Annotated in this window: 24 protein-coding genes; 4 read left to right on the top strand and 20 right to left on the bottom strand. The window is 41.7% G+C overall.

Annotation, left to right across the window (positions count from 1 at the left end; translation table 11 throughout):
• Positions 1-2 precede the first annotated feature (2 nt).
• The 19 genes from rpsE to IDJ75_RS12245 all read right to left on the bottom strand — a co-directional run bounded on the left by rpsE (position 3) and on the right by IDJ75_RS12245 (position 10,251).
• Positions 3-521 (bottom strand): 30S ribosomal protein S5, encoded by a 519-nt coding sequence (gene rpsE / locus IDJ75_RS12335; protein ID WP_138806717.1) that lies wholly within the window; start codon positions 519-521, stop codon positions 3-5.
• Between the two features lie 12 nt (positions 522-533).
• Complete coding sequence (gene rplR, locus IDJ75_RS12330; RefSeq protein ID WP_191175908.1) at positions 534-881, bottom strand: 50S ribosomal protein L18; 348 nt, start codon at positions 879-881, stop codon at positions 534-536.
• A 5-nt stretch (positions 882-886) separates the two neighbouring features.
• Positions 887-1,444: a 50S ribosomal protein L6 gene (gene rplF / locus IDJ75_RS12325; RefSeq protein ID WP_191175907.1), complete on the bottom strand. Its 558-nt coding sequence runs from the start codon at positions 1,442-1,444 to the stop codon at positions 887-889.
• A 17-nt stretch (positions 1,445-1,461) separates the two neighbouring features.
• Positions 1,462-1,860 carry a 30S ribosomal protein S8 gene (rpsH, locus tag IDJ75_RS12320; protein ID WP_191175906.1) on the bottom strand — a complete coding sequence of 133 codons (399 nt, stop codon included), beginning with the start codon at positions 1,858-1,860 and terminating at the stop codon, positions 1,462-1,464.
• Between the two features lie 161 nt (positions 1,861-2,021).
• Positions 2,022-2,291, bottom strand: coding sequence for a 30S ribosomal protein S14 (rpsN, locus tag IDJ75_RS12315; RefSeq protein ID WP_067059741.1), 270 nt, complete (start codon positions 2,289-2,291; stop codon positions 2,022-2,024).
• Positions 2,284-2,853 (bottom strand): 50S ribosomal protein L5, encoded by a 570-nt coding sequence (gene rplE, locus IDJ75_RS12310; RefSeq protein ID WP_224746572.1) that lies wholly within the window; start codon positions 2,851-2,853, stop codon positions 2,284-2,286. The genes rpsN and rplE overlap by 8 nt, the downstream gene beginning before the upstream one ends.
• On the bottom strand, positions 2,853-3,197 hold the full coding sequence (rplX, locus tag IDJ75_RS12305; protein WP_067059743.1) for a 50S ribosomal protein L24: 345 nt from the start codon (positions 3,195-3,197) through the stop codon (positions 2,853-2,855). The genes rplE and rplX overlap by 1 nt, the downstream gene beginning before the upstream one ends.
• Before the next feature lies 1 nt (position 3,198).
• Complete coding sequence (rplN, locus tag IDJ75_RS12300) at positions 3,199-3,567, bottom strand: 50S ribosomal protein L14 (RefSeq protein WP_067059744.1); 369 nt, start codon at positions 3,565-3,567, stop codon at positions 3,199-3,201.
• Position 3,568: 1 nt separating this feature from the next.
• Entirely contained in the window at positions 3,569-3,823 is a 255-nt protein-coding gene (gene rpsQ / locus IDJ75_RS12295; protein ID WP_129876199.1) for a 30S ribosomal protein S17, read from the bottom strand.
• A gap of 20 nt (positions 3,824-3,843) precedes the next feature.
• A complete protein-coding gene (gene rpmC, locus IDJ75_RS12290; protein ID WP_067059746.1) occupies positions 3,844-4,053 on the bottom strand; it encodes a 50S ribosomal protein L29 in 210 nt (69 codons plus the stop codon).
• A 111-nt stretch (positions 4,054-4,164) separates the two neighbouring features.
• On the bottom strand, positions 4,165-4,587 hold the full coding sequence (gene rplP, locus IDJ75_RS12285) for a 50S ribosomal protein L16 (RefSeq protein ID WP_067059747.1): 423 nt from the start codon (positions 4,585-4,587) through the stop codon (positions 4,165-4,167).
• A gap of 47 nt (positions 4,588-4,634) precedes the next feature.
• Positions 4,635-5,495, bottom strand: coding sequence for a 30S ribosomal protein S3 (gene rpsC / locus IDJ75_RS12280; protein ID WP_191175905.1), 861 nt, complete (start codon positions 5,493-5,495; stop codon positions 4,635-4,637).
• 6 nt (positions 5,496-5,501) lie between these two features.
• Positions 5,502-5,930 (bottom strand): 50S ribosomal protein L22, encoded by a 429-nt coding sequence (rplV, locus tag IDJ75_RS12275; protein ID WP_067059749.1) that lies wholly within the window; start codon positions 5,928-5,930, stop codon positions 5,502-5,504.
• 3 nt (positions 5,931-5,933) lie between these two features.
• The gene (gene rpsS, locus IDJ75_RS12270) at positions 5,934-6,200 is read right to left on the bottom strand and encodes a 30S ribosomal protein S19 (RefSeq protein WP_067059750.1); all 267 of its coding nucleotides are present in this window, start codon (positions 6,198-6,200) and stop codon (positions 5,934-5,936) included.
• 2 nt (positions 6,201-6,202) lie between these two features.
• A complete protein-coding gene (gene rplB, locus IDJ75_RS12265) occupies positions 6,203-7,030 on the bottom strand; it encodes a 50S ribosomal protein L2 (protein WP_191175904.1) in 828 nt (275 codons plus the stop codon).
• A gap of 8 nt (positions 7,031-7,038) precedes the next feature.
• A complete protein-coding gene (rplW, locus tag IDJ75_RS12260; RefSeq protein WP_067059752.1) occupies positions 7,039-7,329 on the bottom strand; it encodes a 50S ribosomal protein L23 in 291 nt (96 codons plus the stop codon).
• Between the two features lie 2 nt (positions 7,330-7,331).
• Entirely contained in the window at positions 7,332-7,961 is a 630-nt protein-coding gene (gene rplD / locus IDJ75_RS12255; RefSeq protein WP_191175903.1) for a 50S ribosomal protein L4, read from the bottom strand.
• 1 nt (position 7,962) lies between these two features.
• Positions 7,963-8,580, bottom strand: a complete 618-nt coding sequence (gene rplC, locus IDJ75_RS12250) for a 50S ribosomal protein L3 (protein WP_191176130.1) — start codon at positions 8,578-8,580, stop codon at positions 7,963-7,965.
• Between the two features lie 411 nt (positions 8,581-8,991).
• Positions 8,992-10,251: a prephenate dehydrogenase gene (locus IDJ75_RS12245; protein ID WP_191175902.1), complete on the bottom strand. Its 1,260-nt coding sequence runs from the start codon at positions 10,249-10,251 to the stop codon at positions 8,992-8,994.
• A gap of 228 nt (positions 10,252-10,479) precedes the next feature.
• Between IDJ75_RS12245 and IDJ75_RS12240 the strand changes: the two genes are divergently transcribed.
• The 4 genes from IDJ75_RS12240 to IDJ75_RS12225 all read left to right on the top strand — a co-directional run bounded on the left by IDJ75_RS12240 (position 10,480) and on the right by IDJ75_RS12225 (position 12,517).
• Positions 10,480-11,208, top strand: coding sequence for a hypothetical protein (locus IDJ75_RS12240; protein WP_191175901.1), 729 nt, complete (start codon positions 10,480-10,482; stop codon positions 11,206-11,208).
• Positions 11,208-11,651 (top strand): hypothetical protein, encoded by a 444-nt coding sequence (locus IDJ75_RS12235; RefSeq protein WP_191175900.1) that lies wholly within the window; start codon positions 11,208-11,210, stop codon positions 11,649-11,651. The genes IDJ75_RS12240 and IDJ75_RS12235 overlap by 1 nt, the downstream gene beginning before the upstream one ends.
• On the top strand, positions 11,648-12,013 hold the full coding sequence (locus IDJ75_RS12230; RefSeq protein ID WP_191175899.1) for a glyoxalase superfamily protein: 366 nt from the start codon (positions 11,648-11,650) through the stop codon (positions 12,011-12,013). Before IDJ75_RS12235 ends, IDJ75_RS12230 begins: the two co-directional genes overlap by 4 nt.
• A gap of 93 nt (positions 12,014-12,106) precedes the next feature.
• Positions 12,107-12,517 carry a VOC family protein gene (locus IDJ75_RS12225; RefSeq protein ID WP_191175898.1) on the top strand — a complete coding sequence of 137 codons (411 nt, stop codon included), beginning with the start codon at positions 12,107-12,109 and terminating at the stop codon, positions 12,515-12,517.
• A gap of 175 nt (positions 12,518-12,692) precedes the next feature.
• Here the strand turns inward: IDJ75_RS12225 and rpsJ are convergent, their stop codons facing one another.
• Positions 12,693-12,998 (bottom strand): 30S ribosomal protein S10, encoded by a 306-nt coding sequence (gene rpsJ, locus IDJ75_RS12220; protein ID WP_022830652.1) that lies wholly within the window; start codon positions 12,996-12,998, stop codon positions 12,693-12,695.
• Between the last annotated feature and the right edge of the window lie 100 nt (positions 12,999-13,098).

Raw genomic sequence — 13,098 nt, 5'->3', positions numbered from 1 at the left:
GATTATCCGTTAAATACTTTACCTAAACTAATACCGCGTTGTTGCGCTACAGTAACTGCATCACGTAATTGTGATAATGCAGATACGGTTGCTTTAACCACGTTGTGCGGGTTTGATGATCCTTTTGATTTTGCCAATACATTGTGTACACCGGCAGATTCTAATACCGCACGCATCGCACCACCGGCTATTACACCGGTACCGTTTGCAGCTGGTTTTAAGAATACAAAACCACCAGAGAATTTACCAATTTGCTCATGCGGGATAGTGTTGTTGATAATCGGAACTTTAACTAAGTTCTTTTTAGCATCATCAATACCTTTTGCAATTGCTTCGGTAACCTCTTTTGCTTTACCCAAACCGTAACCTACAACACCGTTCTCATCACCTACTACCACAATGGCAGAAAAGCTGAATGTACGGCCACCTTTGGTTACTTTGGCTACACGTTGTATGCTCACCAGGCGATCTTTTAATTCGATCTCGCTGGTTTTTACTCTTTTTATGTTGATTGTTGACATTTCCGTTTTCGATTAAAAGTTTAAACCACCTTCACGTGCACCTTCAGCCAGTGATTTAACACGGCCATGATACAGGTAACCATTCCTGTCAAAAACTACATCTTTAATACCTGCAGCAATAGCTTTTTCAGCTACTAATTTACCTACAGCTACCGATTGATCTGACTTTGTTGTACCGTTTGCTACGAAATCTTTTGATAATGATGAAGCAGATACAATAGTTTTTCCTGTTACATCGTCAATGATTTGTGCATAGATGCCTTTGTTGCTTCTGAATACAGATAGACGAGGGCGTGCTGTTGAACCTGAAAGGCGTTTTCTGATGCCTTTTTTAATCCTGTCTCTTCTTGATAATTTCATGACGATTATTTTTTAGATGCTGATTTACCTGCTTTTCTTCTCAATACTTCGCCAACAAACTTGATACCTTTACCTTTGTAAGGCTCTGGTGTACGTAACGAGCGTATTTTTGCCGCTACCTGACCGATCAATTGTTTATCGTTTGATTCCAGGATGATTGTTGGGTTTTTACCCTTCTCAGCAGTGGTTGTAACTTTAATTTCTTGTGGTAATTGAAACACATAGTGGTGAGAATAACCCAACACTAAATCTAACGTGTTGCCGGTGTTAGTTGCGCGGTAACCCACACCCACTAATTCCTGCTCAACTTTGTAACCTGTGGTTACGCCAACTACCATGTTATTGATAAGCGAGCGGTATAAACCGTGCAGCGCTTTGTGACGTTTCTGGTCAGACGGGCGTTTAACTAATAAATTACCCTCTTCTTGCTCAATGATGATATCTCTATCAACTGCCTGTTGCAATTCACCTTTTGGGCCTTTAACGGTAACAACATTATCTGCTGATACTGTAACGGTAACACCGCCGGTTAATGCAATAGGTGCTTTTCCTATTCTTGACATTGCTTAATTTCCTCCTATTAATAAACGTAGCATAAAACTTCGCCACCTACATTCTGCGTACGCGCTTCTTTATCGGTCATTACACCTTTAGAAGTTGACAGGATAGCGATACCTAAACCATTTAACACACGCGGCATGGTGTCCATACCTGCGTATTTCCTCAAACCTGGTTTACTAATACGAGAAATGCTGCGGATAGCAGGGATCTTAGTTATCGGGTGGTATTTCAAAGCAACTTTGATAGTGCCTTGCGGACCATTGTCCTCAAACTTGTAATTAGCAATGTAACCTTTTTCGAAAAGCACTTTAGTGATTTCCTTTTTCAGATTTGATGCAGGAATTTCAACAACCCTATGGTTGGCTTTAATAGCATTCCTTACTCTTGTAAGATAATCTGCGATTGGATCTGTATTCATTATTGTTGTTTATGATAGTGGTTTCCTCCCAGTAACATCCCGGGCGACCTGCTATCGGTTTAATTCTTCTTGTAAAATTCGAGCCGCGAAAATACACAAAAAATTCAAAACATATTTAGTGTATGTTTTGAATTCTTAATTGCTTACGAATTATATGATAATTACCAGCTTGCTTTTTTAACACCCGGTATTTTACCAGCTAAGGCCATATCACGGAATGTTACACGTGAGATACCAAACTGACGCATGTAACCACGCGGACGGCCTGTTAATTTACAACGGTTATGCAATTTTACCGGTGATGAAGCTTTAGGTAATTTATCTAAACCTATATAATCGCCGGCTGCTTTTAACGCTGCCCTTTTTTCAGCAAATTTTGCTACTAATTTGGCACGTTTTACTTCACGAGCCTTTACGCCTTCTTTAGCCATTGTTAGTTGGTGTTTGATTTTTAAATGGTAAACCAAATTGTTTCAGTAACTCCAATGCTTCAACATCGTTAGTTGCCGAGGTTACAAAGGTAATATCCATACCTTGGATTTTATTGATCTTGTCAATATTGATCTCAGGGAATATGATTTGTTCAGATATACCTAAAGTATAGTTTCCGCGTCCGTCAAAACCTTTATCGTTGATACCTTTAAAGTCACGGATACGTGGCAGGGCAACAGCAATTAAGCGGTCTAAAAACTCATACATTGTATTATCACGTAAAGTTACACGAACGCCGATAGGCATGTTTTTACGTAATTTAAAGTTAGAGATATCCTTTTTTGATTTTGAAGCAACTGCCTGTTGGCCGGTAATGGTTGTTAGCTCAGTGATGGTGTTCTCGATAAGTTTTTTATCGGTAGTAGCACCGCCAACACCCTGGTTAATGGCAATTTTCTGCAATTTAGGAACCTGCATTACGCTTTTGTACTGAAATTTGTCTTTCAGTGCGGTGCGAATCTCGTCCTTATATTTTGTTTTTAATCTTGGTATGTAAGTCATTACTTAATTTCCTCCCCTGATTTTTTTGATACTCTAACCAATTTGCCGGCATCGTTTAATTTACGGCCAACGCGGGTTGTTTTACCTGTTGAAGGCTCAACCAGCGCCAGGTTAGAGATGTGTATAGCAGCTTCCTGCTTTACAATCCCACCGTTAGGGTTGGCTGCATTAGGCTTAGTGTGTTTTGATACCAGGTTGGCACCTTCAACAATAGCCCTGTTTTTATCAATGATAATTTCAACTATTTTACCTTGTGAACCTTTTGAGTCACCGGCAATTACCTTAACCAAATCACCCTTGCGGATCTTTAATTTGGCTGGTTTTGTGTTTTTCTTACTTTCCATATTACAATACCTCCGGTGCTAATGATACAATTTTCATAAATTGTTTTTCACGTAATTCTCTGGCAACAGGGCCGAAAATACGTGTGCCCCTTGGCTCATCCTGGTTGTTTAACAAAACGGCTGCGTTATCGTCAAAGCGGATATATGAACCATCTTTCCTGCGGATCTCTTTCTTGGTTCTTACCACTACGGCTTTAGATACAGTACCTTTTTTTACGTTACCCGATGGGATAGCGCTTTTTACGGTAACTACGATCTTATCGCCGATTGAGGCATATCTTTTACCGGTACCACCTAATACGCGTATTACTAAAACTTCTTTAGCACCGCTGTTATCAGCTACATTTAATCTTGATTCCTGTTGTACCATGTTATTTAGCCCTCTCTAAAATTTGAACTAATCTCCAGTTTTTGTTTTTGCTCAACGGACGGGTTTCCATAATCAATACGGTATCGCCAACACCACAGGTGTTTGCTTCGTCATGAGCCATAAATTTGGTAGTTTTCTTAACAAACTTACCATAGATGGGGTGCTTCACCTTCCGCTCTACAGCAACCACAATAGATTTTTCCATCTTATTGCTTACTACCAGGCCGGTACGTGTTTTTCTTAAATTTCTTTCCATTGTTTTCCGACGCTTAAAAATTAATTCTGTTCAGAAGCTGACGCCGCCTTGCGCTTTGTTAATTCAGTATTTAAACGAGCAATATCCTTACGTACTTTTGTAATACGGGTTGGGTTCTCAATAGCCGAAACCGCGTGTGCAAATTTCAGTTTAGTAAGAGTTGATTTTTCCTCGCCCAGTCTTGCTGCCAATTCTTCGGTTGAAAGCTCTAAAATTTCTGAGTTCTTCATTTTCTTTATTAGTTGTTGTAATGTTGGAAAGTTTAAATGTTTTAATGTTACCTATCGGCGGTTGCAATAACTTTACAACCTTTCAACATTTACAACTTTTCAACCTTTTATTTATGCTTCTACGTAATCCCTACGTGTTACAAATCTGGTTTGCACAGGTAATTTCTGTGCTGCAAGGCGTAATGCCTCTTTTGCAATTTCCAAAGGCACACCTTCTGCTTCAAAAATCATGCGGCCCGGGCGTACAACTGCTACCCAATACTCGGGAGCACCTTTACCTTTACCCATACGTACCTCTGCTGGTTTTTTGGTTACGGGTTTGTCAGGGAATATCCTGATCCACACCTGGCCTTCACGTTTCATGAAACGTGTAACAGCAATACGTGCAGCCTCGATCTGGCGGCTTGTTATCCAAGCTGCTTCGAGTGATTTTATACCGAAAGATCCGAATGAAAGCTCAGTACCACGAGTGGCTAAACCTTTCATCCTGCCTTTTTGCATCTTTCTGAACTTCGTTCTTTTTGGCTGTAGCATTTTATTAAGCTTTTATATCCTCACGGATATGTCTTTTCTAATTATTATTATCTTCTTCCCGGGCCGCCTGGACGGTTACCACCACCTTGACCTGGTCCACCTGGACGGCCACCACCGCCTCTGCGGTCGTTGTTACCTCCTGGTTTACGATCGCCTCTGCGCTCGCCGCCTCTTTCGCCGCCACGTGCATTATCACGTCCGCCAAAACCAGCGCCACCTTCAGGGCGTCCGCCTTTACCGCTCGCGCTGCTTGTACCACCAATGTTTGGAGATAAATCGCGTTTGCCGTAAACTTCACCTTTACAGATCCATACTTTAACACCTATTTTACCGTAAGTGGTTAAGGCTTCTGCCAAAGCATAGTCAATATCAGCACGGAAAGTATGCAAAGGGATTCTTCCTTCTTTATATTGCTCGGTACGTGCCATCTCAGCGCCACCTAAACGGCCTGATGTCATCACTTTAATCCCTTCAGCACCCATTCTCATGGTTGAAGCAATTGTAGTTTTCATGGCACGACGGAAAGAGATACGTGCTTCAAGTTGTTTAGCAATACCTTCGGCAACTAACTGCGCATCAAGCTCAGGGCGTTTTATCTCGAAGATGTTGATCTGAACATCTTTTTTTGTTAATTTTTTTAACTCTTCCTTGATCTTATCAACCTCGGCGCCGCCTTTACCTATTACAATACCCGGACGGGCAGTATGGATAGTTACGGTGATGCGTTTTAAAGTACGTTCTATAACTACTTTAGATACACCGCCTTTGTTTATACGTGCTGATAAGTACTTGCGGATCTTTTCGTCTTCAACTAATTTGTCGGCATAGTGATTTCCACCGAACCAATTAGAATCCCAACCGCGGATGATCCCTAACCTGTTACCTATTGGATGTGCTTTTTGTCCCATTTCAAATTAGTTGTTATCGTTTTTACTATCCACAATAAGAGTTACATGGTTAGAACGTTTGCGGATACGGAAACCTCTACCTTGTGGTGCAGGGCGTAACCTCTTTAACTGACGACCACCTCCTACTGATACTTCTTTAACAAATAAAGCGCTATCCTCAACACGTTTGCCTTCGTTTTTTGCTTCCCAGTTTTTAATGGCTGATAACAAAAGTTTCTCTACACGTATAGCTGCTTCCTTGTTTGTAAATTTTAAGATGTATAACGCTTTCTCAACGTTTTCACCACGGATCAGATCAACCACCAAACGCATTTTGCGTGGTGAAGTTGGACAGTTCTGTAATTTAGCAACTGAAGAGCCACCCACTACGAGTTTAGCCGCTTCTTTCTGTTGCCTGATCAATACAGACTTTTTGATTTTAGTTGTTGCTTCCATGCCTTATTTTTTCTTTTCTGCGTGACCGCGGAATGTGCGGGTTGGTGCAAATTCTCCCAACTTGTGACCAACCATGTTTTCTGTTACGTACACAGGGATAAATTTATTACCGTTGTGTACTGCGAATGTATGACCAACGAAATCAGGAGAGATCATGGAACGACGTGACCATGTTTTTACAACTGATTTTTTACTTGCATCATTCAAGGTAAGAACTTTTCTTTCCAGGTTATGATCTATGTAAGGTCCTTTTTTAATTGAACGTGCCATTATTATTTCTTCCTTCTTTCAATGATGTAACGATCTGATCCTTTTTTCTTGTCACGGGTTTTGTAGCCTTTAGCTAATAAACCTTTACGTGAACGTGGATGACCACCTGAGGCTCTACCCTCACCACCACCCATAGGGTGATCTACCGGGTTCATGGCAACACCACGTACCCTTGGGCGACGGCCTAACCAGCGATTGCGGCCAGCTTTACCTAACACAGCGTTTGCTTTTTCGCCGTTTGAAACGGTACCGATAGTTGCCAAACAAGTTGACAGTATCATACGTGTTTCGCCCGAAGGCAATTTGATGATGGCGTATTTACCATCACGCGCTGATAGCTGAGCATAAGTACCGGCACTGCGTGCTAATACACCGCCCTGGCCAGGGTTTAACTCAATATTGTGGATGATAGAACCTAACGGGATGTTTTTCAAAGGCATGGTATTACCAACCTCTGGTGCAGCACCTTCGCCAGATACAACTATAGTTCCAACGGTTAAGCCTTCAGGAGCTATCATGTATCGTTTTTCACCATCAACAAAATGTAACAGTGCTATACGTGCAGATCTGTTTGGATCGTACTCAATAGTTGCAACTTTTGCAGGGATGTCAAATTTATTCCTTTTGAAGTCAATTAACCTATATGCTTGTTTATGGCCACCACCAAGGTAGCGCATAGTCATTTTACCGCTGTGGTTACGTCCGCCTGATCTGGTGTTGGCTGATACAACCAACGATTTTTCAGGAACGTTTGTTGTAATGTCCGAGTTAGATACATCAATTCTGAAGCGGGTACCCGGTGTTACCGGTTTAAATCTCTTTACTGCCATGTCTTATATTATATATTGCTGTAAAAATCTATTGTTTCACCATCCTTCAGCGTGATGATGGCTTTCTTGTATGTAGCCGCACGGCCAGACACTGCACCTGCTTTTGTGTTGCGGGTTTTAAGTTTACCTACATATTTCATTGTGTTAACTGCTGTAACGTTAACACCATACATAGCTTCAATAGCGCCTTTTATCTGAATTTTGTTGGCTCTGTGATCAACTTTAAAAGCATAACGGTTAAGCTTCTCAGTTAATTGAGTTACCTTTTCAGTAAGTAAGGGTTTCTTTAAAATTTCCATAATTACTTAGCTAATGCTTCCTCCAAAGTTTTAACAGCGCCTTCAGTTAACAAAAGTTTGCCAGCGTTTAACACGTCATAAGTGTTTAACTGATCGGCAGTGATAACTTTCGTTTTCTTAAGGTTCCTGCTTGATAAATACACATTCTCATTTGCAGAAGCTAATACTAATAATGTTTTAACATCAGTAACATTTAGGTCTGCAACCATTTTAACATAAGTTTTGGTTTTAATAGCGTCGAAGCTGATATCTTCCAATACTAAAATGTTATTGTCTTGTGCTTTGTATGATAAAGCCGATTTACGTGCCAGTGATTTAAGTTTTTTATTCAACTTAAAGCTGTAATCACGTGGCTGCGGACCGAAAACACGACCACCACCATTAAACAATGGAGATTTGATGCTACCTGCACGGGCGCCGCCTGTACCTTTTTGTTTATGTAATTTGCGGGTTGAACCTGCAATTTCATTACGTTGTTTTGATTTGTGCGTACCCTGGCGTTGGTTTGCTAAGAACTGCTTTACATCTAAGTAAATAGCATGATCGTTAGGCTCTACTCCGAATACGGACTCAGGCAGCTGCACCTTGGCACCTGTTTCTTTACCTGATAGATTTAATACGTTGATTTCCATCTTATTTATCCACTATTACGAATGAACCCTTAGCTCCGGGGATTGAACCTTTTACCACGATTAAGTTTTGCTCGGCAAATACTTTAACCACTTCAAGGTTTTGCACTTTAACACGAACGTTACCCATTTGACCAGCCATACGCATACCTTTAAATACACGTGAAGGCCAAGACGAAGCACCCAATGAACCTGGTGCACGTAAACGATTGTGCTGACCGTGAGTTTGCATACCCACACCACCAAAACCGTGACGTTTTACAACACCCTGAAATCCTTTACCTTTTGAAGTACCTACCACATCAACGTAATCGCCTGCAGAGAATATCTCAACGGTAACGGTGTCACCAAGAGCTTTCTCTTCTTCGAAAGTTTTAAATTCAACTAATTTACGTTTTGGAGTAGTACCGGCTTTTTGGAAATGGCCTTTTAACGGACCAGAGGTGTTTTTTTCCTTCTTCTCGCCATACGCTAACTGAACAGCAGCATACCCGTCTGTTTCAACAGACCTGATCTGAGTAACTACGCAAGGGCCAGCTTCGATTACTGTACAAGGAATGTTTTTCCCTGCCTCATCGAAAATGCTGGTCATTCCTACTTTTTTACCAATAATTCCTGACATTTTCTTTATTTTATTTGTGCCCATCGAAGCAGTAGGGCTTCGTTCAAGGCATATTATTTCCCCCTTAAGGGACGGCAAAGATAGAAACTTTACATTAATTTTCAAATAGTTATCAAGTTATTTTTAAATAAATATTCGGTAAAGCGAAATAGTTGGTTTTGTGGGAGATGCATAGAACGGAAAAGGAATAATTACAACGGCATTTTATGCAGATCAACCACACTAAAGTATACGCGGCCAGGGCGGCCGCATTTTTTAATGATCGCATCATTTAATTTATGGATGTTGCCTTTGGCCGGGCTATACGCTCATACTGCGCAGGCGTTAGCCAGAGGCCGGTATCCACTGCAATACCTAACGCAAAGTTCGCCAATATATTCCTGGCGATGCTCAGGATAACAACCAGCGGGACTACTCCATCATCAGCCTTCGTATCAGTTCGGCGCTTTGTTTGTTGCCTTCTTCCAGCCTGCCTTTAAAGAAGGCCTGTACCTCGTTAAAATGCTTCTTGTAGCCTTCCATATCGCCATAGCCGATAATGGCACTCCACTCCCGCACGGCCGAATGAAACTCCAGATCATCCCCGCGGATGGTTTTATCATACAGTGCGGTTTCTATCGATTCCTCAAGCAGATCTTCGTTCTTAAACAGGTATTCGGCAATACCAAGGCGCAGCCTGAATGGCGGCGTTTGGCATATCAGGTTATCATACGGGTTTACCCCCAGGTGGTACCAGGCATCAACCATACTTAATATACTGAGGTGCGAGTTTGGTTTTTGATGGTCGGCATTTTGCGATAACGAAAACTCCCGCATCACACTATCATTAAGCATAATGGGCTTACGGCTCTCATGGAACACAAAATCGCGCGCCTTGTATAACCGGGCCTTAAATTCTGCCGCTTCCTCTTTTATCATCAGCTTAAACAACTCAGATTCGGACATGGCGTATTGCCGTACCTGCTGCCGCGCGTATGGGTTAAGGATTGCCAAACCGGCATACACGTGCGCTTTGTAACTAAAGATACGCAAGGTGGTCAGGATCTTTACATTATCTATCCCGCCTACGTATGAAGCATTCTCCCAGGGGAAAAAACCGGCAGATTTCCACGCGGTGCCCATACTCTCGAAACCTACGTGGGTAACAGCCTGGGTATCGGCCACTATTTTATCGTGTTCGTGGTAATCTTTTATCTCAACTATATCGGTTTCCACTGCAGTGAACAGGTCCAGCATACGCTGATAAGCATCAGGTTCGCTGCGATGGTTTATCAGGATAAGTTTCTGGCCTTTAGGTTCAAAACCCGGCCCGTGCATGGCATGGAAGGTAATGATCTGCGCATCTGCAGGCAGGTATTTTTCAAATATGGCTATTTCGGGGTGTTTAACCGAGGTTTGCCCGGCTACTATGGCGCCGTACTTAGTTGCAGGCCCGTATTGGGCCACCACCTGTTCCAGCTTATCGGCCTCAACCGAGTAGATGATCAGGTCGCTTACACGCGATACATCTTTCCCGTGATCCATCAGGGTAATCCCCAGGGGGCTTAGTTCGTTTTCCAGTCGTTCCCGGTTAATGGGCATATCGCAACCGCATACTGTATAACCCGCTATTGCAAAAGCTTTGGCATACAAACGGCCCATATCGCCCAAACCTATAATACCTATCCGCATAGTATAAATTAAAAAGGCTAATATATGCTTTTGATAATTACACGCTATAATATATAGTTAACATCTTTTTTATACATTACAGCTGCTTATTGTAAAGATAATAGTGAAGTTTGCACTATATATGAAGAATATTTATAAACTTTAAAGTAATTTATTACGTTAAACATATTATACCAAATTAAAAAAACTACCCTATCCTATAATCCGCCCCCCGAACCTAATATTTATATGATGAAGCTTTTTAAATTACAGATACTATTCATAACACTCCTATTAAGTTACAGCGGCTTTACTTACGCGCAAGACACCACAAAAAAAGCCGCTGCTGTAAAAACAACTGCTGCAAAACCTACATATAACGCCTATAAAAAACCGGTAACGCCACCCGTTAATGCGGCGGCAACAACTCCCGTACAGCAACGAGCACTTGCCCCTGCACAACCCGCTGCACCGGTAGATAAAAGCTTACGCGGGCAATATCAATATTTACTAACCAAAGTATATAACTATCAGCAGCCACTGGTAGCTGCTTTATTTAAAAATTATAACGATACCCTTCGTATAACGCGCAAGCAATTAACAGAAGCAAAGGCTACGCTTGCGGAGCAAACAAAAACCATAGATACGCTAAAAGCGTCAGCAGCTACAAAAGACCAATCCCTCGCCCAGTCAAAAGCAAAGGTTGATGAGGTAAGCTTATTAGGCATGCCGCTTTCAAAATCAACCTATAACTTAATTATGTGGGGGCTTGTAATAAGCTTTGGCGCAATAGCTGCTATTGTTATTGCCCGTTCTGGCAGCCACAGCCGCGAAGCCAGCTACCGTATTAAGCTTTATAACGAACTGGAAGAAGAATACAAAGCTTATAAAACCAAAGCCAACGAGAAGGAAAAGAAACTTGCCCGTGAGCTGCAAACCGAACGTAATAAAAACGACGAGCTAACGGGTAAAGGATAATGAAAGCTTACCTTTTTGGCTGGAACCCCGTTAAGTTTAAGTGGGAAAATATTGACGCTGATATAGAAAAGCTTAATACTACCGGCAAATTAGTAGATAACTGGAGCGTTGCCAGCCATAAAACCATCCAACCCGGCGACAGGGCTTACCTGGTACGCCTGGGTGTTGAACCAAAAGGCATTTTCGGCTCGGGGTACATCCAATCTGAGCCCTACCTGGCATCGCGCAAGGGGCGCATCTATTACCGCATTAACATCAGTATTGATGTTTTACTGAACCCCGAAAAAGAACCTATATTAACATTTGATATATTAAAAACAGGTAACCTTGCCGAACAAACCTGGGCGCCACAGGCATCGGGTATTTCCATCAGGCCACATTTGGTTGATGAATTGGAAGGTGTTTGGCTTGATTTTTTAGCAAATAAGGAGGACTATCTATGACAACTATAAAACCCATCTTCAGGATGTTTGATTATGATAAAGCTATTGAGTTTTATGTAGACTGGCTTGGTTTTAAAATCGACTGGAAACACGGTGTAGAAGGCGTGCCTGTTTACATGCAACTATCCTTAAACGATGTGCAATTCCACCTGTCCGAACATCATGGTGATGCCAGCCCCGGTTCGCAGTTTCGCGTTGAAAACTTCACAGGCTTAAAAGCCTTTCACGAACAGTTGATAGCCAAACAATACAAATATAACTACCCCGGTTTAGAAGTACCTGAATGGAACACCGATTCGATAGAGATGACGGTGAACGACCCATTTTTAAACCGTATCACTTTTACAGAAGTGGTTAAATAACATGTCGCAAAAGCCCCCTAAAATTGTCGTTTTTGCGCATTTGCAGTATAGCTTTGCGCCCATACCTTTGGATAATAAAAACAACTCAAAAACATGGCAACTCAAATTTTTTTAAACCTTCCCGTTAAAAACCTTGATAAGTCGGTAGCATTCTTTACCAAACTTGGTTATACGTTTAACCCGCAATTTACCAACGAGAAGGCAACCTGCATGATCATCAGCGATACCATTTATGTGATGTTGCTAACAGAACCGTTCTTCCAAACCTTCACTAAAAAAGAAATTGTAAATGCCCGTAAAGCGGTAGAATGCATCATATGCCTATCTGCCGGGAGCAAAGATGCCGTTAATGAAATGATAGGCAAAGCAGAGGCAGCGGGTGCTAATATACCTAACCCACCAACCGATTACGGCTTTATGTACCAGCATAGCTACGAAGACCTTGACGGCCACCTATGGGAAATTGCGTGGATGGATCCAAATGGCATGCCGGAACACCAATAAGCAACAAATGTTATTACGAGGAGCGATAGCGACGTGGCAATCTTAACATATCCGCTTACCCTATGAGATTGCCACGCTATCGCTCGCAATAACATTTGTTTATAATAACGCATTGCAGCAACAAAAAAGCCATTCTTTTTCAAGAATGGCTTTTTTTATAGATCTTCCGGTACTATCACACTTTGATCTCAACTTCAACACCGCTTGGCAATTCAAGCTTCATCAGCGCATCTACAGTTTTTGAGTTTGAGCTGTAGATATCCAATAAACGCTTGTAAGAGCATAACTGGAATTGCTCACGTGCTTTTTTGTTAACGTGTGGTGAACGTAAAACAGTGAAAATTTTCTTTTCGGTTGGTAACGGAAGTGGCCCGCTAACTACAGCGCCTGTTGGCTTTACTGTTTTAACGATCTTCTCGGCTGATTTATCAACCAAGTTGTAATCGTACGATTTTAATTTGATCCTGATTCTTTGGCTCATTTTGTTTTTGTTTATGACCGTTATAAGAGCTATTTATTATAGCGGCCGATTATTTATTTGATTTGAAAAGTTGATCGGGGATTACACCCGATCAACTAAT

This window comes from Mucilaginibacter rigui (genome assembly GCF_014773275.1).
Lineage (GTDB): Bacteria > Bacteroidota > Bacteroidia > Sphingobacteriales > Sphingobacteriaceae > Mucilaginibacter > Mucilaginibacter rigui_A.
The sequence above is the reverse complement of the archived record's forward strand: the minus strand, read 5'-3'. Positions and strand labels throughout refer to the sequence as shown.